The organism is Burkholderia sp. NRF60-BP8, from assembly GCF_001522585.2.
GTDB lineage: Bacteria > Pseudomonadota > Gammaproteobacteria > Burkholderiales > Burkholderiaceae > Burkholderia.
This window is the reverse complement of the sequence record NZ_CP013373.1, coordinates 1,004,163-1,023,278: the sequence shown is the minus strand read 5'-3', so window position 1 is coordinate 1,023,278 and position 19,116 is coordinate 1,004,163. Positions and strand designations below refer to the sequence as shown.

General features: G+C 64.2%; 29 protein-coding genes and 4 tRNA genes. 12 read left to right on the top strand and 21 right to left on the bottom strand.

The window, feature by feature from the left end:
- Nucleotides 1–77 precede the first annotated feature (77 nt).
- Nucleotides 78–1,229: a porin gene (locus WS54_RS18050; protein WP_034206681.1), complete on the top strand. Its 1,152-nt coding sequence runs from the start codon at nt 78–80 to the stop codon at nt 1,227–1,229.
- A gap of 103 nt (nt 1,230–1,332) precedes the next feature.
- Here the strand turns inward: WS54_RS18050 and greB are convergent, their stop codons facing one another.
- The gene (greB, locus tag WS54_RS18045; protein ID WP_034206680.1) at nt 1,333–1,899 is read right to left on the bottom strand and encodes a transcription elongation factor GreB; all 567 of its coding nucleotides are present in this window, start codon (nt 1,897–1,899) and stop codon (nt 1,333–1,335) included.
- Nucleotides 1,900–2,028: 129 nt separating this feature from the next.
- On the opposite strand from greB, the gene WS54_RS18040 reads away from it, so the two are divergent.
- The 3 genes from WS54_RS18040 (at nt 2,029) to WS54_RS18030 (ending at nt 2,386) form a co-directional block, all read left to right on the top strand.
- Nucleotides 2,029–2,105 (top strand) — tRNA-Arg (locus WS54_RS18040).
- Nucleotides 2,106–2,171: 66 nt separating this feature from the next.
- Nucleotides 2,172–2,248: transfer RNA gene (locus WS54_RS18035), tRNA-Arg, on the top strand.
- 61 nt (nt 2,249–2,309) lie between these two features.
- Nucleotides 2,310–2,386 (top strand) — tRNA-Arg (locus WS54_RS18030).
- A 185-nt stretch (nt 2,387–2,571) separates the two neighbouring features.
- Here the strand turns inward: WS54_RS18030 and WS54_RS18025 are convergent.
- The 4 genes from WS54_RS18025 to WS54_RS18010 all read right to left on the bottom strand — a co-directional run bounded on the left by WS54_RS18025 (nt 2,572) and on the right by WS54_RS18010 (nt 6,878).
- Complete coding sequence (locus WS54_RS18025) at nt 2,572–4,938, bottom strand: RelA/SpoT family protein (RefSeq protein WP_034206679.1); 2,367 nt, start codon at nt 4,936–4,938, stop codon at nt 2,572–2,574.
- A gap of 63 nt (nt 4,939–5,001) precedes the next feature.
- Nucleotides 5,002–5,205 carry a DNA-directed RNA polymerase subunit omega gene (rpoZ, locus tag WS54_RS18020; protein ID WP_006025620.1) on the bottom strand — a complete coding sequence of 68 codons (204 nt, stop codon included), beginning with the start codon at nt 5,203–5,205 and terminating at the stop codon, nt 5,002–5,004.
- Between the two features lie 58 nt (nt 5,206–5,263).
- A complete protein-coding gene (gmk, locus tag WS54_RS18015) occupies nt 5,264–5,947 on the bottom strand; it encodes a guanylate kinase (RefSeq protein ID WP_059779637.1) in 684 nt (227 codons plus the stop codon).
- A gap of 7 nt (nt 5,948–5,954) precedes the next feature.
- Nucleotides 5,955–6,878 carry a YicC/YloC family endoribonuclease gene (locus WS54_RS18010; protein ID WP_034206677.1) on the bottom strand — a complete coding sequence of 308 codons (924 nt, stop codon included), beginning with the start codon at nt 6,876–6,878 and terminating at the stop codon, nt 5,955–5,957.
- A 171-nt stretch (nt 6,879–7,049) separates the two neighbouring features.
- Here WS54_RS18010 and rph point away from each other — a divergent pair, with 171 nt between their 5' ends.
- The 6 genes from rph to WS54_RS34270 all read left to right on the top strand — a co-directional run bounded on the left by rph (nt 7,050) and on the right by WS54_RS34270 (nt 10,644).
- Nucleotides 7,050–7,790 carry a ribonuclease PH gene (gene rph / locus WS54_RS18005; RefSeq protein WP_059779635.1) on the top strand — a complete coding sequence of 247 codons (741 nt, stop codon included), beginning with the start codon at nt 7,050–7,052 and terminating at the stop codon, nt 7,788–7,790.
- Entirely contained in the window at nt 7,783–8,409 is a 627-nt protein-coding gene (rdgB, locus tag WS54_RS18000) for an RdgB/HAM1 family non-canonical purine NTP pyrophosphatase (protein WP_034206675.1), read from the top strand. The genes rph and rdgB overlap by 8 nt, the downstream gene beginning before the upstream one ends.
- Before the next feature lie 34 nt (nt 8,410–8,443).
- Nucleotides 8,444–9,658, top strand: coding sequence for a radical SAM family heme chaperone HemW (hemW, locus tag WS54_RS17995; RefSeq protein WP_059779633.1), 1,215 nt, complete (start codon nt 8,444–8,446; stop codon nt 9,656–9,658).
- A 44-nt stretch (nt 9,659–9,702) separates the two neighbouring features.
- Nucleotides 9,703–9,790 (top strand) — tRNA-Ser (locus WS54_RS17990).
- A gap of 102 nt (nt 9,791–9,892) precedes the next feature.
- A complete protein-coding gene (locus WS54_RS17985) occupies nt 9,893–10,246 on the top strand; it encodes a hypothetical protein (protein WP_059779631.1) in 354 nt (117 codons plus the stop codon).
- Nucleotides 10,247–10,341: 95 nt separating this feature from the next.
- Complete coding sequence (locus WS54_RS34270) at nt 10,342–10,644, top strand: hypothetical protein (protein ID WP_236872802.1); 303 nt, start codon at nt 10,342–10,344, stop codon at nt 10,642–10,644.
- 48 nt (nt 10,645–10,692) lie between these two features.
- Here the strand turns inward: WS54_RS34270 and WS54_RS17970 are convergent, their stop codons facing one another.
- From WS54_RS17970 to WS54_RS17945, 7 genes are all read right to left on the bottom strand, one after another.
- Nucleotides 10,693–10,983, bottom strand: a complete 291-nt coding sequence (locus WS54_RS17970; protein ID WP_059779811.1) for a hypothetical protein — start codon at nt 10,981–10,983, stop codon at nt 10,693–10,695.
- Between the two features lie 11 nt (nt 10,984–10,994).
- Nucleotides 10,995–11,294, bottom strand: coding sequence for a hypothetical protein (locus WS54_RS17965; RefSeq protein ID WP_059779629.1), 300 nt, complete (start codon nt 11,292–11,294; stop codon nt 10,995–10,997).
- Entirely contained in the window at nt 11,287–11,559 is a 273-nt protein-coding gene (locus WS54_RS17960; protein WP_059779627.1) for a hypothetical protein, read from the bottom strand. Before WS54_RS17960 ends, WS54_RS17965 begins: the two co-directional genes overlap by 8 nt.
- Nucleotides 11,552–11,755 carry a hypothetical protein gene (locus WS54_RS17955; RefSeq protein ID WP_059779624.1) on the bottom strand — a complete coding sequence of 68 codons (204 nt, stop codon included), beginning with the start codon at nt 11,753–11,755 and terminating at the stop codon, nt 11,552–11,554. The genes WS54_RS17960 and WS54_RS17955 overlap by 8 nt, the downstream gene beginning before the upstream one ends.
- Nucleotides 11,748–11,990, bottom strand: coding sequence for a hypothetical protein (locus tag WS54_RS33705; RefSeq protein WP_059779622.1), 243 nt, complete (start codon nt 11,988–11,990; stop codon nt 11,748–11,750). Before WS54_RS33705 ends, WS54_RS17955 begins: the two co-directional genes overlap by 8 nt.
- Nucleotides 11,983–12,186: a hypothetical protein gene (locus WS54_RS17950; RefSeq protein WP_059779621.1), complete on the bottom strand. Its 204-nt coding sequence runs from the start codon at nt 12,184–12,186 to the stop codon at nt 11,983–11,985. The genes WS54_RS33705 and WS54_RS17950 overlap by 8 nt, the downstream gene beginning before the upstream one ends.
- Nucleotides 12,187–12,465: 279 nt before the next feature.
- Nucleotides 12,466–12,729: a DUF4224 domain-containing protein gene (locus tag WS54_RS17945; RefSeq protein WP_059779620.1), complete on the bottom strand. Its 264-nt coding sequence runs from the start codon at nt 12,727–12,729 to the stop codon at nt 12,466–12,468.
- 506 nt (nt 12,730–13,235) lie between these two features.
- On the opposite strand from WS54_RS17945, the gene WS54_RS17940 reads away from it, so the two are divergent.
- Complete coding sequence (locus WS54_RS17940) at nt 13,236–13,586, top strand: hypothetical protein (protein ID WP_159086693.1); 351 nt, start codon at nt 13,236–13,238, stop codon at nt 13,584–13,586.
- Nucleotides 13,587–13,593: 7 nt separating this feature from the next.
- On the opposite strand, the gene WS54_RS17935 is transcribed toward WS54_RS17940, so the two are convergent.
- The 5 genes from WS54_RS17935 to WS54_RS17915 form a co-directional block, all read right to left on the bottom strand.
- On the bottom strand, nt 13,594–14,043 hold the full coding sequence (locus WS54_RS17935; RefSeq protein ID WP_159086692.1) for a hypothetical protein: 450 nt from the start codon (nt 14,041–14,043) through the stop codon (nt 13,594–13,596).
- A gap of 20 nt (nt 14,044–14,063) precedes the next feature.
- The gene (locus WS54_RS17930) at nt 14,064–14,471 is read right to left on the bottom strand and encodes a DUF2280 domain-containing protein (RefSeq protein WP_059779615.1); all 408 of its coding nucleotides are present in this window, start codon (nt 14,469–14,471) and stop codon (nt 14,064–14,066) included.
- A gap of 67 nt (nt 14,472–14,538) precedes the next feature.
- On the bottom strand, nt 14,539–14,976 hold the full coding sequence (locus WS54_RS17925) for a hypothetical protein (protein ID WP_108041917.1): 438 nt from the start codon (nt 14,974–14,976) through the stop codon (nt 14,539–14,541).
- Nucleotides 14,966–15,166, bottom strand: coding sequence for a hypothetical protein (locus WS54_RS17920; RefSeq protein WP_159086691.1), 201 nt, complete (start codon nt 15,164–15,166; stop codon nt 14,966–14,968). The genes WS54_RS17925 and WS54_RS17920 overlap by 11 nt, the downstream gene beginning before the upstream one ends.
- Nucleotides 15,167–15,177: 11 nt before the next feature.
- A complete protein-coding gene (locus WS54_RS17915; RefSeq protein WP_059779609.1) occupies nt 15,178–15,888 on the bottom strand; it encodes a Gp138 family membrane-puncturing spike protein in 711 nt (236 codons plus the stop codon).
- Nucleotides 15,889–15,900: 12 nt separating this feature from the next.
- Here WS54_RS17915 and WS54_RS17910 point away from each other — a divergent pair, with 12 nt between their 5' ends.
- Complete coding sequence (locus tag WS54_RS17910; RefSeq protein ID WP_059779606.1) at nt 15,901–16,290, top strand: hypothetical protein; 390 nt, start codon at nt 15,901–15,903, stop codon at nt 16,288–16,290.
- Here WS54_RS17910 and WS54_RS17905 read toward each other — a convergent pair.
- The 4 genes from WS54_RS17905 to WS54_RS17890 all read right to left on the bottom strand — a co-directional run bounded on the left by WS54_RS17905 (nt 16,287) and on the right by WS54_RS17890 (nt 19,090).
- The gene (locus WS54_RS17905) at nt 16,287–17,315 is read right to left on the bottom strand and encodes a phage protein (protein WP_059779604.1); all 1,029 of its coding nucleotides are present in this window, start codon (nt 17,313–17,315) and stop codon (nt 16,287–16,289) included. The two genes, WS54_RS17910 and WS54_RS17905, sit on opposite strands and share 4 nt — an antisense overlap.
- Nucleotides 17,316–17,529: 214 nt before the next feature.
- Nucleotides 17,530–17,763 carry a hypothetical protein gene (locus WS54_RS17900; RefSeq protein ID WP_059779603.1) on the bottom strand — a complete coding sequence of 78 codons (234 nt, stop codon included), beginning with the start codon at nt 17,761–17,763 and terminating at the stop codon, nt 17,530–17,532.
- Nucleotides 17,760–18,659, bottom strand: a complete 900-nt coding sequence (locus WS54_RS17895) for a hypothetical protein (protein ID WP_059779600.1) — start codon at nt 18,657–18,659, stop codon at nt 17,760–17,762. The genes WS54_RS17900 and WS54_RS17895 overlap by 4 nt, the downstream gene beginning before the upstream one ends.
- Entirely contained in the window at nt 18,656–19,090 is a 435-nt protein-coding gene (locus WS54_RS17890; protein WP_059779597.1) for a hypothetical protein, read from the bottom strand. The genes WS54_RS17895 and WS54_RS17890 overlap by 4 nt, the downstream gene beginning before the upstream one ends.
- Nucleotides 19,091–19,116 lie beyond the last annotated feature (26 nt).

Here is a 19,116-nt window from a genome sequence, read left to right as displayed (position 1 = left end):
ACCGGCTACAGCGTCAAGCAAACCACCGCCAGTCCACCGCAGGTTCGATCGACATCATCGTGTTTGGAGACATATCCATGAAAAAAACCCTGATCGTCACCGCGTTGTCGGGCGTGTTCGTTACCGCAGCCCATGCTCAAAGCAGCGTGACGCTGTACGGCCTGATCGATGCTGGCATCACCTACACGAACAATCAGGGCGGGCACAGCTCATGGTCGGAACGCAGCGGCCAGATCAACGGCAGCCGCTGGGGCCTGCGCGGCACGGAAGATCTCGGCGGAGGCCTGAAAGCGATCTTCGTGCTGGAAAACGGCTTCAACATCGCCAACGGCACGCTCGGCCAGAATGGCCGCGAATTCGGCCGCCAGGCGTTCGTCGGCCTGTCGCAAGACCAGTTCGGCTCCGTCACCCTCGGTCGCCAGTACGATAGCGTCGTCGACTACATCGGGCCGCTGTCGCTGACCGGCACGCAATTCGGCGGCACCCAGTTTGCCCACCCGTTCGATAACGACAACCTGAACAATTCGTTCCGGATCAATAACTCGGTCAAATATACGAGCGTCAATTTCGGCGGCTTGAAGTTCGGCGCGTTGTACGGCTTCTCGAACAGCAGCCAGTTCTCGAACAATCGCGCATACAGCGCGGGCGTGTCGTATTCCTACGCCGGCTTCAATATCGGCGCCGGCTACCTGCAGTTGAACAACGACATCTCGGGGCTCACGTCGGCTGCGGTCACCAACAGCGCCGGCGCGGTGGCAGGCGACAACACGTTCGTCGGCAAGCGCCAGCGCGTGTTCGGCGGTGGCCTGAACTACACGTTCGGCCCGGCCACGGCCGGCTTCGTATTCACGCAATCGCGCGTGAACCGCGCGCTCGGCATCTCGGCGGGTGCGTCGGGCGTGTCGAACGGTCTGGCCCTCGACGGCACGTTCGCCCGCTTCAACAACTACGAAGTCAACGCACGCTATGCGCTCACGCCGGCCTTGTCGCTGGCCGGGTCGTACACGTACACCGCAGGCTTCCTGGACGGCCGCCATCCGGGCTGGAATCAATTCAACCTGCAGACCGACTATGCGCTGTCCAAGCGAACCGACGTGTATGTGCAAGGCGTGTATCAGCGAGTCAGCACGGACGGCCTGGGCCTCGGCGCCTATGTCAATGGTCTCGGCGGTGCTTCGTCGACCAACAAGCAGATCGCGGTGACTGCCGGCCTGCGTCACCGTTTCTGACCGGAGCGGCTTCGGCACAAAAAAGCGCCTCGCGAGGCGCTTTTTTTTCGCGAAGAGGTCTCGCCGATGGCCGGACTGCCCGGCGAAGGGCCGGCCACGGGGTTCACGTCCCGCTGTCCGCGGCCGGGTAACGCACATCGAGGATATCGATCGGCTGCGGGCCGGCCGGCGTCATCAGCGTGACGGTATCGCCGATCCTCGCCTTGATCAGCGCGCGTGCGACCGGCGAAATCCAGCTGACGCAGCCGCGATCGAGATCGACCTCGTCGATCCCGACGATCGTCACCGTGTGATCCTCGCCGTCCGGCGTCTCGTAATCGACCGTCGCGCCGAAGAACACCTGATCGACGTTCTCCTGCCGGCTCGCGTCGACGACTTCGGCGAGATCGAGCCGCTTCGTCAGGAAGCGGATCCGGCGGTCGATCTCGCGAAGCCGCCGCTTGCCGTAGATGTAGTCGCCGTTTTCCGACCGGTCGCCGTTCGACGCGGCCCACGATACGAGCCGCACGACCTCGGGACGCTCGACGTCGATCAGGTTCAGCAGCTCGTCGCGCAGCCGCTTGTGGCCGGCCGGCGTGATGTAGTTCTTCGCGCCCGCCGGAATCGCGGGTTGAGCCTGGTCGAGATCGTCGTCGTCACCGTCCGATTCTTTGACAAACGCCTTGTTCATGATGCAGATTCAACGTGGATGACTGATCCCCCAAGGGTACACGAAGGGCGGCCGGCCAAGGCCATGCCACCTTATTCGCGAATAAGGCTTCCCTTTTTATATGACTCTGCTATACTTCCGCTTCTGCGTGCGGCTGTAGCTCAGTTGGATAGAGTACTTGGCTACGAACCAAGGGGTCGTGGGTTCGAATCCTGCCAGCCGCGCCACTTTTTCGAGGGCCTTCCGAACCGAAGGCCCTTTCAGTTCGAAGCAGTAGAAGTTTGTTTTTGCGTGCGGCTGTAGCTCAGTTGGATAGAGTACTTGGCTACGAACCAAGGGGTCGTGGGTTCGAATCCTGCCAGCCGCGCCACTTTTTTGGGGGCCTTCCCATCGCAGAAGGCTCCGACAGTTGAAGCAGTACCGTTTTGCGTGCGGCTGTAGCTCAGTTGGATAGAGTACTTGGCTACGAACCAAGGGGTCGTGGGTTCGAATCCTGCCAGCCGCGCCACCTTAAAAGGGCTTTCCTCCGGGAAAGCCCTTTTTCTTTTTGCGCCCACCTCCCCCTCGCTCGCGCCATCAGTCCGGACGCCGCCGGCAACGTCGGCCGCGTTTCAGCAAGCTCCAATGAAAACGGCGGCCATAGGCCGCCGTCCGTCGATCGTCGAATTCGCCCGCCACCAAGGAGCGCCTGCGTCAGTAATCCTGCCGCTCGCGCTCGATGCGCATGCCGCCGTCATGGCGCGCGTGCGCGCCGTCGTCGGTCGAACGCTCGCGCATGATCCGCATCACGTCCGGATTGGTTCTCACGCGCCGCATCACGTTCGCGAGATGCACGCGGTCGCTGACCTGGATCACGAAGCGCAGCACCGTCGATTCGTGCGTCAGATCCTCGTCCATCGCGATATGGACGATGTTCGCGTCGGCCGACGTGATATCCGCCGCGACGCGCGCGAAGATGCCCTTCGTGTTCTTCACGAGCGCCTTCACCGCGACATCGAACAGGCGGCCCGGCTGCGGCGCCCATTCGACGTCGATCCAGCGCCCCGGATCGCGGCGATGGATGCGCTGCGCGACACGGCAATCCGTCGTATGAATCGCCATGCCCAGACCGATGCCGATGTAACCCATGATCGCGTCGCCGGGGATCGGCCGGCAGCAGGCGGACAACTGCACGGACATCCCTTCGGTGCCGGTGATCACGACCGGCGGCGCGTGATGCGCGGGATGCCGCTCGGACTTCGGGAGATCGTCGTCCGCGTCGCGGCCGCTCATCAGCACCTCGATGCGCTTGGCCATCACCGCGGCGACGCGACGGCCGAGGCCGATGTCCGCGAAGATTTCCTGGCGACTCTTGTTGCCCGTCCACTGCACGAGCTTCTCCCACACTTCCGGCTCGACGTCGGCCAGCGCGAGACCATAGACCTTCAGGCTCTGGTCGACGAGCCGCTCGCCTAGTTGCACGGACTCGTTCAGGCGCATCGTCTTCAGGTAGTGGCGAATCGCCGAGCGCGCCTTGCCGGTACGCACGAAGCCGAGCCACGCGGGGTTCGGCTTCGAATACGGCGCGGTGATCACCTCGACGATGTCGCCGCTCTTCAATTCGGTGCGCAGCGGCAGCAGCTCGTTGTTGATCTTCACGGCCACGCACTGGTTGCCGAGATCGCTGTGGATCGAATACGCGAAATCGAGCGCCGTCGCGCCGCGCGGCAGCGCCATGATCTTCGACTTCGGCGTGAACACGTAGACCGCGTCGGGGAACAGGTCGATCTTCACGTGCTCGAGGAATTCGCTCGAATCGCCGGCTTCGCTCTGGATGTCGAGCAGCGACTTCAGCCACTGATGCGCGCGCTTCTGCACATCGCTGAGATCCGCGCTGCCGTTCTTGTACAGCCAGTGCGCAGCGACCCCCGCCTCGGCGATCTCGTGCATCTTGCGCGTGCGCACCTGGAACTCGATCGGCGCGCCGAACGGGCCGACGAGCGTCGTGTGCAGCGACTGATAGCCGTTGATCTTCGGGATCGCGATGTAATCCTTGAACTTGCCGGGCACGGGCTTGTACAGCGCATGCAGCGCGCCGATGCACGTGTAGCAGTCGAGCGGGCTGTCGACGACGACCCGGAAGCCGTACACGTCGAGCACCTGCGAGAACGACAGCTGCTTGTCGCGCATCTTGCGGTAGACGCTGTAGATGGTCTTCTCGCGGCCGGTGATCTCGGCGTCGATCTTCGCGTCGGCCATCGCGCGCTGCGCGGCCTCGAGGATCTTGCTGATCACTTCGCGGCGGTTGCCACGCGCGGCCTTCACGGCCTTCTCGAGCGTCGCGTAGCGATGCGGGTTGAAGTTCGCGAAGCTCATGTCCTGCAGCTCGCGATACGTGTTGTTCAACCCGAGCCGGTGCGCGATCGGCGCGTAGATGTCGAGCGTTTCGCGCGCAACGCGACGGCGCTTTTCCATCGGCACCGCGCCGAGCGTGCGCATGTTGTGCAGGCGATCGGCGAGCTTGACGAGAATGACGCGCACGTCGCGCGCCATCGCGAGCAGCATCTTGCGGAAGTTTTCCGCCTGCGCTTCCTCGCGGCTGCGGAATTCCATCTTGTCGAGCTTCGACAGGCCGTCGACCAGTTCGGCGACCTTCGGGCCGAACCGCTCGGCCAGCTCGTTCTTGGTCACGCCCTGGTCTTCCATCACGTCGTGCAGCAACGCGGCCATCACGGCCTGCGCGTCGAGCTTCCAGCCGGCGCAGATTTCCGCGACGGCGACGGGATGGGTGATATAGGGCTCGCCGCTCTGGCGATATTGACCGAGGTGGGCTTCGTCGCTGAAGTGGAACGCCGCCTTGACCTCTTTGATTTCGTCCGGAGCGAGATATTCGGCAAGCATGGCCGTCAGTTTCGCGATCGAAACGACGCCGTGCTTGCGCGGCTGCTCCGGTGTGGCGGTCGGCCCGAACAGATGCCGGAAGGACTGTTCGAGGACCGCGTCGATGTACTGGCGCGCAGGCGACTGGGCCGGGGCTTCGGTGGTCGGATCCGCGGAGGCGGACGATGGGGTGGTGCTCATATTCGCCTCCAGGTCGAGTCGTTGCGCGCGGGGACTACATGGCTGGAACGGGCCGGATGCGCGTTACACCGGCACCTTCTTCAGCATCTCGACGCCGACCTGGCCGGCGGCGATTTCGCGCAGCGCGACGACGGTCGGCTTGTCGCGGCTTTCGATTTTCGGCGTATGGCCTTGCGCGAGCTGCCGCGCGCGATAGGTGGCGGCGAGCGCCAGTTCGAAGCGATTCGGGATTTGCTTCAGGCAGTCTTCGACGGTAATGCGAGCCATGTTGGTAATTCCTTCTGAATATAGTCCTTATTCTACCTTATGTCCCTCGTGCCCCGCGTCATTCCGCGTGGGGCAGATGGATGCCGAGCTCGATGAACAGCTCCGCGTGTCGCGCGTACTGCGAAGCAAAACGCAGGCGCGTCGCCGCGACGATGCATTCGAGTTCCGCGAGCGCACGCTCGAAATTCTCGTTGATCACCACGTATTCCGCTTCCGACGCGTGCGCGATCTCGCTGCCGGCGGCCAGCAGGCGTCGCGTGATCACGTTCGGTTCGTCCTGGCCGCGCTTCTTCAGGCGCTCCTCGAGCGCATCGAGCGACGGCGGCAGGATGAAGATGCCGACCGCGTTGCGGAACTGCTTCTTCACCTGCAACGCACCCTGCCAGTCGATTTCGAGCAGCACGTCGTGGCCGTTCTTCATCTGCTCTTCGATCCAGACGCGCGACGTGCCGTAGTAGTTGCCGTGCACTTCCGCGCTCTCGAGGAATTCGTGCGCCGCGTGACGCGCGCGGAAGTCCTCGACGGTCGTGAAGTGGTAGTGCTGACCGTCCTGCTCGCCCGGGCGCGGCTTGCGCGTCGTGTACGAGATCGACAGGCAGATTTCGCTGTCCTTCGACAGCAGCGCATTCACGAGCGTCGACTTGCCGGCGCCCGACGGTGCGACCACCATGAACAGGTTACCGGGATAGACGCCGCCGTGCAGCGAATGCGACGCGTGGCCGTCGCGATGGGATTCGGTCATGTTGCTTTTACTCCAGGTTTTGCACTTGCTCGCGCATCTGCTCGATCAGCAGCTTCAGCGCCATCGACGCGTCGGCGAGTTCCTTCGCCGCCGCCTTCGAGCCGAGCGTGTTCGCTTCGCGATTCAGTTCCTGCATCATGAAGTCGAGACGCTTGCCGACCCGGCCGCCCTTCTCGATCACGTGACGCGTTTCGTTCAGGTGCGCGGTGAGTCGCGACAGCTCTTCCGCGATGTCGATCCGGATCCCGTACATCGTCACTTCCTGACGGATGCGCTCCGCGGCTTCCTCGCGCGTGACGACCGTCGAGCCGCCTTCGGGCGCCGCGAGGCCGAGCGCTTCCTGCAGCCGCTCGACGATCTTCTGCTGGTGCTTCGCGATCAGCTCCGGCACGAGCGGCGTGATGCGCGCGACGATCGCCTCCATCTCGGTAACGTTCGACAGCAGCATCGTCGCCAGTTGCGCGCCTTCGCGCGAACGCACGACGACGAGCTCGCCGATCGCCTCCTTGCCGCATGCGAGCACCGCGTCGCGGATCGCGTCGGCCGACACCCCGCTCTCGGCGAGCACGCCGGGCCAGCGCAGGATTTCGCCCGCGCGCAGGCGGCCGACGCCCGGAAACGAATCGAGCACCGCACGTTCGAGCTCGGCAAGCTGGCCGAGCGCCGACTGATTCAGCGCGCCCGCGCCGATGCCCTGCTCGCCGCGCTGCAGGTTGATGCGCACGTCGACCTTGCCGCGCGACAGCTTGTTCATCAGCATTTCGCGCAGCGCGGGTTCGCACGCGCGCACGTCGTCCGGCATCCGGAAATTGAGATCGAGGAAGCGCGAGTTCACGGTGCGCAGTTCGACCGACACGCTGGTGCCGCCGTTGCCGGTGGCCGTCGCGAGTTCGCGCGTCGCGCTCGCGTAGCCCGTCATGCTGTAGATCATGGTTCGTCTCGCCGTCTGGTGCCCTCGCGGGCGGGGATACATCGAGGCGCCCGGCGCATCGAAAGGCGCGGGGCGGGAAGCGCGCATTATCCCATTTTTGCGGACCATCCCGCCGGGCACGCCCGCCGTTCGGCGCTAAAATCGGGGTTTCCTCCCCTTCCGCGATTTCCCATGACGTCTTCCGTTTCCCGCCCTAGCGGCCGCCGCGCCGACGAACTGCGCAAGGTCGCCCTCACGCGCCACTACACGAAACACGCCGAAGGCTCCGTGCTGGTCGAATTCGGCGACACCAAGGTGCTCTGCACCGCAAGCGTCGCCGAGCGCGTGCCCGAGTTCCTGCGCGAGCGCGGGCAAGGCTGGCTGACCGCCGAATACGGGATGCTGCCGCGCGCGACCCACACGCGCAGCGACCGCGAAGCCGCCCGCGGCAAGCAGACGGGCCGGACGCAGGAAATTCAGCGCCTGATCGGCCGCGCGCTGCGCGCGGTGTTCGATCTCGAGGCGCTCGGCCCGCGCACGATCCACATCGACTGCGACGTGATCCAAGCCGACGGCGGCACGCGCACGGCCAGCATCACCGGCGCGTTCGTCGCCGCGCACGACGCCGTGTCGACGCTGATCGCGGCCGGCAAGCTCGCGCGCTCGCCGATCACCGACCATGTCGCTGCGATCTCGGTCGGCGTGTACGAAGGCGCGCCCGTGCTCGATCTCGACTACGCGGAAGATTCGCGCTGCGACACCGACATGAACGTCGTGATGACGGGCGCGGGCGGCTTCGTCGAAGTGCAGGGCACGGCCGAAGGCGTGCCGTTCTCGCGCGCCGAGATGAGCGCGCTGCTGGACCTCGCTCAGGGCGGGATCGCCGAGCTCGTGCGGCTGCAAAAAGATGTCCTGGGCGTGAGCCATGCCTGACGACCTCACCCTCGCGCCGCTGTCGCGCATCGTGCTCGCATCGAACAACCCGGGCAAGCTGCGCGAATTCACCGCGCTGTTCGCGACGGTCGGCATCGAGATCGTCCCGCAGGGCGACCTCGCGGTGCCGGAGGCGGAAGAGCCGTTCGGCACGTTCATCGAGAACGCGCTGACCAAGGCGCGCCACGCATCGCGGCTCACCGGGCTGCCGGCGATCGCCGACGATTCCGGCCTGTGCGTGCGCGTGCTGCGCGGCGCGCCGGGCGTCTATTCGGCGCGCTACGCGCAGCGCGCGGGCCGCGCCAAGGGCGACGCGGCGAACAATGCGTATCTCGTCGAGCAGTTGCGCGGCGTCGACGACCGGCGCGCCTACTACTGCTGCGTGCTCGCGCTCGTGCGCCATGCGGACGATCCGGAACCGCTGTTCGCCGAAGGGCGCTGGGCCGGCGAGATCGTCGATACGCCGCGCGGCGAACACGGATTCGGCTACGACCCGTATTTCTACCTGCCGTCGCTCGGCGCGACGGCCGCCGAACTCGAGCCGGCCGTGAAGAACACGCACAGCCATCGCGCGCTGGCGCTGAAGGCACTGCTCGCCCGGCTCGCGGAGGAAGCATGACCGTACCCGATATCGCTTCGCCGCGGGAGGTGGCATGAGCCAGGCCGCGGAAACCGGCGCACGCGTCGTCGCGACCTTCACGTCGCCCGGCCAGGTGCGCCTCACGTCGCTGCCGCCGCTCGCGCTGTACGTGCATTTCCCGTGGTGCGTGCGCAAGTGCCCGTACTGCGATTTCAACTCGCACGAATGGAAAGGCGAGCGGTTTCCGGAAGCCGACTATCTCGACGCACTGCGTGCCGACCTCGAGCAGGCGCTGCCGCTCGTGTGGGGGCGGCAGGTGCATACCGTGTTCATCGGCGGCGGCACGCCGAGCCTGCTGTCGGCGGCCGGCCTCGACCGGATGCTGTCCGACGTGCGTGCGCTGCTGCCGCTCGACGCCGATGCCGAGATCACGCTCGAGGCGAATCCGGGCACGTTCGAAGCCGCGAAGTTCGCGCAGTTCCGCGCAAGCGGCGTGAACCGCCTGTCGGTCGGCATCCAGAGCTTCAACGAGGCGCACCTGAAGGCGCTCGGCCGGATTCACGACACCGCGCAGGCACGCGCGGCCGTCGAGATCGCCGCGCAGAACTTCGACAACTTCAACCTCGACCTGATGTTCGCGCTGCCGAACCAGACGCTCGACGAATGCCGCACCGACATCGAGACCGCGCTGTCGTTCGCGCCGCCGCACCTGTCGCTGTATCACCTGACGCTCGAGCCGAATACGCTGTTCGCGAAGTTCCCGCCGGTCGTCCCCGACGACGACGCGTCGGCCGACATGCAGGAATGGATTCATGCGCGCACGGCCGAAGCCGGCTACGGACGCTACGAAGTGTCCGCGTACGCGAAGCCGAATCATCAGTGCAAGCACAACCTGAATTACTGGCGCTTCGGCGACTATCTCGGGATCGGTGCGGGCGCCCACACGAAGCTGTCGTTCCCGAACCGGATCCTGCGGCAGGCGCGCTACAAGCATCCGGCGACCTTCATCGAGCAGGCGAAGGCCGGCACGGCCGTGCAGGAAGAGCGTGAAGTCGGCGCGCGCGATCTACCGTTCGAATTCATGCTGAACACGTTGCGGCTCGTCGAGGGCTTCCCCGTGCACAGCTTCGCGGAACGCACGGGCCTGCCGATGAGCACGATCGAGCCGGCGCTGAAGGAAGCGGAGCGGCGCGGACTGATCACGCGCGATTTCACCCGAATCGCGCCGACGCCGCTCGGCCAGCGTTTCCTCAACGACCTGCAGGAATTGTTCCTGCGCGACGACTGATCGAATGAACGCGGCGGCATTTCGGTTACAATGCCGCCTCGTGTGGAAGCGTGGCCGAGCGGTTTAAGGCACTGGTCTTGAAAACCAGCGACGGGAAACTGTCCGTGAGTTCGAATCTCACCGCTTCCGCCAGAAGCCCTTACGTATAAAGGGTTTCGGGCGGACAAAATAATCCAACCCGCCATACAACCCACCTAAACACAAAGTCGTATTTCTGCCACTGGGAGGCAAGAAATGCCGAGCTACACTCTGACCGCCCGAGTCGTGCTGCACAAAGACGACAAACGAACCAAAGAGCACTCCCCTGACGCCGAAGAGTACGCGACGCTGCATGCCGAAATGCATTCTCGCGACTATCGCCGGTATTACATTGCCAATAACGGGAAGATGTATAAATTGCCGCCCGGCGAATACAACATCGACCTCACTGCCGATGATGGCGCGAAAGCACGTGACGCAGCGCTGAAGAAGGTGCAGGAAGCAGCAACGCTCGCTACGTCTGCCAATCGCTACTCAGCTCTCGTCACCGGCGGTGGCGGCCTGCTCTCGGCGAACCTTGAAATCATCACGAAAGATCCAGACGCGTAACCCGCATCCTTCAACGTCCCAACAACGTTGACGATGCTCGCTGCGCCGGCGCTCCGCTAGAATGAATGTTGATATCCTGCGTCAGGTTTCCAGCGATGGACATTCAATCGATTCGAACCGAGGACGATTACGGCGTAGCCCTGAAGGCGGTGTCCGAGCTCGTCGATGCAGATCCGGCACCTGATACGCCGGCCGGCGACGAGTTGGAGCGGCTGTCGATCCTGATCGAACGCTACGAGGCTGAACACTGCGCGCCAAAGAACACCGGCGCACGCATGCCGTTCTCCCGCGAACGGTATCTGCAGCAACTGCGCGAGGGGAAACTGGAACCGCATCCGGTCGTCGACTTCGGCGAGCCGCGGAGCAGCGAGTTTGGCGGTCCCGACGAACAATCCTGACGCGGCTGCGGACGCATCAAACCAATGGCGCCACACGGGCGCCATTGTTCATTTAATTCCCAGATCCGGGGGCCGCGTCAGCACGCGCAAGTGCCCGTTGCCGATCAGGAAATTTCGATACGACCGTATTGCGACGTCCCATACCGCGCGCATCACGCTCGGGCCGGCCTCGACGATCTTGCCGTTCTGGTCGACTACCGCGAGTGTTGCGGCATTTCCGTCCGGAGTCACGATGCTGAGCCCCTGAAAGCTGACGGCGCTGATCGTGCTCCTGAGTGGCGCGATCACCTCGCGATCCGTGGACGGTTTTGTATCCGCCACTGACTTTCGTTTCGCCATTTCCATACCTCCTATACAGGCTGTGGCAAGGTGGTTGCTCGCCCGGTCGATTCCTCGTCGGCCAGCGGTTCGCCGCGGAGCGGCAGCAGCGACGAATCGCTGAACCTAAGCTTGTGGGTCACGCGCGGCCGGCCGCTGAGCGGCCCCACACCCACCACCGGCGCGCCGAACAGCGTCACATTCCACAGGTGCGAGCCGTCCGGCGGCGACACGCCGACGCCCTCCACAAAGACGGTGCGGCCGACAAGGCCGTCGAGCTTCGAGTAGATCACGCGGGCAAGGTCGCCGGGCCTACAGCGCAGTTCACGCATGATTGGCCTCCCTCTCGCCCTGTTCCGTCTCCAGGCCGTCGCCACGCAGTGGCTCGAGCGCGTAATCGGGAAACAGGTAATAGTTCGTGAAAATGGGGCCGTCTTCGTCGGCAGCTGCGCCGAACACGGCCTGCCCGAGAACGGTCACTTCCCAACAGTCGCCGTGGCGCAGGCGATCGACAACGACGATGCGCCCGGGAAGCGCAGGATTTTTCGAGCGCACGACGCGCGCCAGATCGCCCGGCCGGCAACGAAGCTTAGCCATGGCACACCTCCCGCGAAATCACATCGAGCGTGTCCGGAAGCGCTTCCGCCAGCGTCAGGATGTGCTTCAGCGTGCTGTGGATCGGGAGCGCGCCAGGCTTGTCGTCGGGTACCGCGCTATACAGCACGCGCAGCAGGTCACATACAAGGTGCGCGTCGAGCTGGGCGTCGATGAAGCTTTGTTCGATGTCAGCCATGGCTCACCTTCGCGGTCAGTTCCTTGTGTGCAGTCTCGGTCAGGTCGAGATACGTTTCAGCAACATCGGCGCCGACGATGGCGACGGCCGCCGTGTACGCATCGCCGTTCGCCTCTGCGAAGCGCGCGATTGCGGCTAGCAGATTGCTCATGCGCAGGAAGCCTTCCCGCGAGCACGACACGCCATCGATGCCGCGGCGCACGAGCGCTTCGAGTTCAGGGTTCGTCTTAGCCATGCGCCACCTCTGCACGGGCCAGGTCAGCGAGACGGCGCAGCGCGTCGCCAGTGATGTCGAGCGCGGCGCGATCGGTCGGGGCCAGCGCGGCCGCGCGCACGGCGTCGGAGACAATCTCAAGGAAAAGAAGGCTGCGCGGCTCGGCGCAGCGGAGAGGAACGACGCTCGACGGGCGAGCGGAGATAGCGGTTCGCATGGTGCAGCTCCTGTGTTTTCGGAGCCTGCCGCCGCTGTCAAACGGGTGGGCAGGCTGGTGACAGGGTTGACAGACCGGAACACAGGAACCGGCGAGCGCAAGCGCTCCCCCACCACAGCCCGCCCGTAAAAAGGGCGCGAGCGATGATACTACGGACGTAAAAAAACCGCACTCTGGCGGCCGTCCGCCCTGTGTATTCCAGGCTGTCAAACCCGGGTCGCTGTTGTTTCAACGACGGCTACAGGTTAGGCCATTATGGCGAGGCGCGCAAGAGCCTGATTAACGACGGCGCGGTCGTTGCTTGACGTAGTCGTAAAGCGCATCGAAGTTAGGTTCCGTGGCAAACCGACTATCTGTCGCCGGCTCCTCTGGAGCGATCCCGAGCTTCTGGTCATGTAAGGCCCGCGCGACCTTTGGCATCCCATTGATGTCGATCACGTATCGCCAGCCGTTGCGATCGAGCCAGCGAGCCATCGTCGCCCGCTGGTTGGGCTTACAGCCGACAAGGTCGGCGAGCTCGCTCGCGGTGAGATAGACACTCATGTGATGATCGATTGTTGAGGCGGTGAGCCATTATCAGCGACGTCCCTTCCGCGTTTCAAATTGCAAAGGGTAAGCACCGCTGATCTATTGAGCGCCGAGCCGCGGCGGTAGGCGGCACAACCACCGTCGATGGTTGCGCGAGATTGCTGGAATTCCAGCAATCCAGCAAAATCAACGAGTTATCGCATTCCCTCAAGTTGAGGAAATGCGCCAACGCCGGAATTCCGGCTTCGATAGGGACACAGGAATTCCTGTAACGGAGTCGTGAGACCCTTCACCCTCAACCTGAGGGCGGACCGAAAACCGAGCCTCCGGTTATTGCGGGCTTCAGGAGATTCCTCGAATCTGAGAAATTCAGTTGGCGGGCAAGATGGCGGGTAGACGGGCACCAGCGCCGTACCCGCCATGCGGGTCGGGCCACGTCGGCGGACCTTCGTTCCTCCATGCATGAGCGTCTGGCGTCGTCAGTCCCTCCGAGCTATCCTCCGGCAACACTGGAGAATCCAATGCCGACACAAAATGACGCGGTTGAGGTGCTACGCCTCGCCGAAAAGGCAGGCGTGAAACTCGTGGTTCAGTTTCGAGCCCCGGATGGCTGGATGGAGCGCCCCATTACACCGGAAGTGCTCGCCCAATGCATCGCGTCCGGACGATCGGCGCCGGCCGCAGCGGTCGGCGTGTCCGACGAAGAATATGCCGAATGGGTCGAAAACAACGGGGCTGTCAAGTGCATAGCGAAAACGCGCGCAGGCAAGCGCTGCCGATGCTTCGTGCCAGGCGCACACTACCGCGATGCGCTCGCATGGAAGGAAGCGAACGATGCCGGCGGGTATTGCTCTGTCCACGGCGACGCATAGCGGCGCATCAGTACCGCAGCTCGAGCTCACGCTCGATCGCGTCCAGCTCTACATCCGATAGCAGCATCAGCTCGAAGCGCGCGGCCCACGCGTGCGCGCCGCGGTCGCGCAGCTCTGCAACGTACCGACGGGCGTCGGCCTCGATCTCGGCGGCCTGGTCGGCATCACGGTCGACCGGCACGCGCCAGCGCCATAGCAACTCCCGGAACGCCTCACACGCGGCCCACGGATGGCGGTCGATTGGATCGGCCCGGATCACGTCGACGAAGGCGGTGGGCGTCCAGTCCGGCAGCGGACGTCGATAGGCCAGCGCCAGCAGCACCGGCTCGCGCCGGGCCCGCGCCTGGTACGCACCGAGTTGCTGCCAAGCCTGCTCGATCGCGCGCACCGCGGCACCCGTCGTGTCGGAACGCTCGGCCTCCAGGCGCGCAACCTCCTCGCGCAGTTGCTGCAGCATCCTTCTATGGCGGGTCGCCATCAGCGGTTACCCCCCAACGCGGCGAGCCTGCGCTGCAGGTCGGCCAGCTCTGCGCCTTCGCACTCGCGCGAGATCTGTTCGATCAACTGGGCGGTCAGCACGATATTGCCGGAGTTCTCGGCTCGGGTCATGAGCCGTTCCAGTCGACGCAGACGCACGGCCCGATGCGACATGGCGCTCTGCCCGAGGTCGGCGAGGAAGGCCGCACGGATCGCCTCGAACTCAGCCCGCCGCTTCTTCCCGACCTTGGCGCCGGCTGCCTTCGTCGGGTCGTAGCTCTCGCAGTGCTGCGGCGTCACAGACAAGCCGAACTCAGCCAAGATGTCGCGCGCCACCTGCGAGGGGCTGTCGAAGCATGCCAAGCCTTGCACGATGCGGGCTTTCACGTTTTCAGGGAGCGCGGCCATCGGTCGAATCCTTCTATGCTGGGTCTATGCAAACCCGGGGCAATCCCGGAATTCCAGGTATTTGCTCTCACCCTCGAAGCTGCGGGAAGCCACAAGACGGCAACGCCATTCGTAGCGCGGCGTCTACGGCGGGCCGCACTTCGTCGGTACCCATCCAGTCAAGCATCACGTACGCCACGGCCCAGTAGAGCGATGCTCGCTCTTCCTCGATCCACTTGTCGCGTCGGCGCATGGCCGACCATTCGAGGGAGCGTGCCCATACGAGATGGAGCATCGAATCGCGGCCAGGCTCGATGTCGCTGGCGTCAGCCGGATTGGCGCCGATCAGCGCCAATCGCTCGTCGAGCGTGGTACCCGCGTCGATGTCCTGAAACTGCGCGATCAAGCGCTCGCCGACGAGTGAGAGACGGTGTCGCCTTGCCTCGCCAACCTCAGTGATGATCCGACGCGCTTCACGGCGGCTGAAGGCGATCAGGTTCCCAAAGCGGCACAGGTCACTCCGCATGCGCCACATCCTCGGCGAGCGGCCGGTCGAGCGCGGCGTTGCTGTTGCCATGCCGCGCCTTGTTCGGCTGCGGCTGCGGGCCGATGACCCACTCGCGATCGAGGCAATCGCCGACGATGCGATCGAAGGCGACCGCGGCGGCATCCCGGAAGCGTTCACCGGTGGCCGCGGACGTCGAAATGTCGAGCATCGGAATCTCCATCAGTTGACCGGGCCGGTGTTGCCGCCCTGTGCATCCGGGTGCGTGTGCGTGTCGTCGACGCGCTTGCCGTTCGCGAAGACTTCGCCAGCGAACTGCGTAGCTCCGTTGATCGAGCACGCAGTGCGCGCGCCGTCCTCGTTCAGCACTGCGATCGCGCCTGTCATGGTCACCGTCGGCGCGTCGAGCGTGATGCCGCCCGGCGCCTTCACTTTCACGACTTGGCCGGCCGGATTGAGGTCGACGAACGTCGAGCCATCGTCGCTGCGCAGCTGCGCGGATGTCGTGCTGACATTCGCAAGGACGCGGGGCTTCGAGCGAAAGCCGAGCAGCGCGAAGCCATCCGACAGATCGTGCATGCGGACGGATACCTTCTCGCCCACACCGCCCGACTGCCACCAGGCGTCGATCGCGCCGTCGGCGAACACCACAAGACACTCGTCACCCTTGGTCACCGGAAAGGTCATGGTCGCGCCACCGCCAGCTGGAAACTGCACCGGGCAATCGACAAGCAGCGGAAGCGCCACGGTTGACAGTGTGCCGTCTTCCGCGCGCAGCGTTGCTTTAATGCCGGCCTGCACGACGACGGTCTGGGCGTCGACGTCGTATGATTCGACAGTGCCCGGAAGTGCGACGTGCGTTTCGTTTTTGGCAACAAACACGCCAAGCCGAAATACTTCCAGTGCGTCTGGCGCAATTTCGTTCTTATTCACGTGGGAACCTCAATGAGAATTACCGCCTGGTTGCTTGCGATGCTTCTGTGCACATCGGCCCTTGCCACGCCGCCGAAACATCTCGCCGACGATGTGCTCGTATGGCCAACGGGTGAGGCAAAGGCCGGCGACAGAATCGATTTGGCCGCAATGACCTATACGCTTCACACATCGAAGCGATGCAGCCTGCCCATCGTCAATGCAGAGCAATATCGTGAGCTCGAAGTGCATTCCGGCACGAGTCAATACGTTGGATGTTGGGGAGCGACGCTCAACAAGTCCGTGGTAATGATCGCGCCCGACGGGCAAAAACCGGTCGATTCCCTCGCGATATTCGGGCGGGCCGCCCCGAACGGTGACGGGTCGGCCACGCTCCAATATCCCAGCTACAGCCGCCGCTAACCGTTCGGATTGACCGGTGGGATCCTGCTTGCGCCGAAAGGATCATTGGGATCGATCTTCGACGGCGCTGGCGCGATCGAATAGTGCGAAGCCTTGTTGGCGATTTCGATCGAGGCAGTGGCGTTCACCGCAATGCACGTCGCCTCCGTGTACCATTCTTTGCTGTGCGTGTCGCCGAGATGCTCGGCAACCATGACTCTGTATAGGCCGTATTTTCCGGCCGGGTTGTTGAGCTGATTGCTCACCGCGTCGAAACCATTTTTCGGCTGATCACTGATCGAAAGCCCATACTCGTACCGCTGAATGCTGGCGTTCTCGAGCTGGATCACATTGCCGATTTTGATGTTCGGATTCAGTAGCATCCGGACAAAAATATAGTTGCGCTGTTGGACGGGCAAACCCACCATCCCGGTATTCCGGTTCACCTCGTAGATATCGCCCGGGATGAACTCCGTTCGAGGAATCATCGTGAGCTGGCCATTTTGGATGCTCCAGTCCATGTCGAGGTCCATTGCCACATCCCGCATCACATCGCGCGCCATCCCGAACAGCACGCGGCCGCGCGGATATGCGTTCACGGTCAAATCAGGGATGTAGCCGCGTGTCACGCCCTTCTCCGCGAACGCCTTGGACACTGCATCGACAACGTCGGCATGGGTCGCGCCAGCCGCCAACGTCGTGTTGATCGTCGCAAAGTTGTAGGCGCGATCCCCGTCCGCGCAGGTCAGGTCCAGAAAGGTGTCGGTCGGGCTTTCTCGACCCTGTCGTGCCTGTATCAGCGAACCGTCGAAAATGATCCCGCAATTCCCCTTGTAGCCTGCCTGCAGCACCACTCGCGAGAACTCCTGGCTCACCCTGTTTGCCGTGCTCGGATTCAGGTTGTAGACCCGAATCCGCGCTGAATTCGGGGTCTCACGATCCCCGCGCCGCACCTCGAACGTGAATCGAAGCGCTGACAGGTCGATACCGTCGTCATTCAGGTCGCCCGCCAGAAGCGACGCCTTCCGAAGCCATTGCTGCGTCATTTTCTCGTCCTATGTCCGGGCTGCCGATTACGGCGACTCGTTGAACACGATCACGATGCGGCAGGGAGCGCGCAATGCGCCCCCTACGCACCGGCGGGCCGCGCCCACTCCCGGTGGGCCGCCTGCTGTCGGGGTTTTTCGGAGCCGTGGCACTGTCCGACTGATCCACGCCGAGCGACGATGAACTCGGGTTGCTTCCAGCGAGGCAACAGCGTTACGAAGCGGCCTGCGCCGCCCAGAAGCGGCGGTGCCGCTCGTTGATGTCATCGACCGGCGCGGCGTCGCGTGTGGGCGTCGTATGCACGCCTTGAGCGTCCCAGAAACGCCGGTTGATCTCGTTGATGTCCGGGCGGTCGGCGGCGGCCGCGGCGGCCGTCTTGTCAGCCGTCACGCGGCCGCTGAGCGAGATACCGCGATCGATGGTGCGGCAGCGGATTCGGCGGGTCATTGCTTCACCTCGGTGGGTTGATCTTCGAACTGCACATCAGCGTCCTGCCGAAGCGCTTCGCGATAGTTGTGCAGGCGCACGTGCATATCCTGATCGCCGCTCCAATGCAGATCGGGTATCACGAGTGCCTCACGCGCCGCGGAAATATCGATCGGCATGCCACAACGCAGCGCGTCGTCAATGAACTGACGAAGCGGGACCATCTGTTCTCGCAACGCCACGAGCTGCTCGATGCGCTGTTGCAACTCCGAGCGCATCACCACGTCGGCGGCAAGTTGCGCATCGTGGGCCGCCTGCTCCATCGCCTTGGTGGCCGCAGTGACATCGGCGCCGAGCAACTCGCACGCGCCCAGCGCCGCATCGCGCCGCGCCTCGGCGTCGAGAACTGCAGCGCGACCGGTGCGCAGTTTCGGTTCGGGTGGCGCGGCCTGGCCAGCCTTGAGCCGATCCGCAAGCTGCGCGCCAGCGGACGCCGTCTCGGCGACGTCTGCCGCACGCAGTCGCGTCAATTCAGCCTCGCATCCCGCCAAGTGTTCGCGCGCCCGTTCCGCCGCAACCTTGGCGGCCTCCAGCGCTGTCAGCGTCACCTTGCACCGCTCGATGCACTCACGTAGGTGGGCGCGCTCGCGGCCGGCCTCGATGTCGGGCAGCTTCGGCGGCGTAGGCACCGCCATCGGTTTGTAGATGTCAGGCGAGAAAACGATCGGCGCCGGCATCGGTTTGGGCTCGCTGCGCTTGATCTCGAGCCCGTTGCCATACGCCGGATTGCTTTGCATGTAGAACCACTTCATGTCATCGGCCGTCGAGCGCGGGACGAGGCTGCACAGTTCCTTGCCCTGCTTATCTACGACGCTCCAGCCGGTGCGCATCGGGGAGTCGTTGGAGATCGTGCTCACGCCACCACTCCCAGCTGGTCGGCCGGCACTTCCTGAAACGTGAAGCGCTGCGACGGGCACCGATGTTGGAGAATGCTGGCGAAATTCCAGGCGATGTCGTGCGGCAGAAAATTGACGACGACGCGGCCGTCAGGTGCGACGATCTGGTACAGCTTCGGCTGGCCGGGATGGGTCAGCAGCCCACGCAGGAAATGATCGGCAGGGACGTTCGGATTCGGGCCAGCCTCGGGCACCAACGCCACCGCGGTCGGAACGATCCTGAGCGTGCTGGCGAGGCTCGCGTCGGTCTTCCGATAGTCCTCGACCAGGCGGGTGCAGGCATGCAGCGGCAGATCCCGATGGAGTTGGCTGCCCGCCGCATCCACGATGGAGTGCGGCACCTCCTGGGCGCCCGGGTGTTCGTTGACGGTGGTGAGGGGATTGAAGGTCATCGCTCGGCGGTCCGGGTTCGTGATGG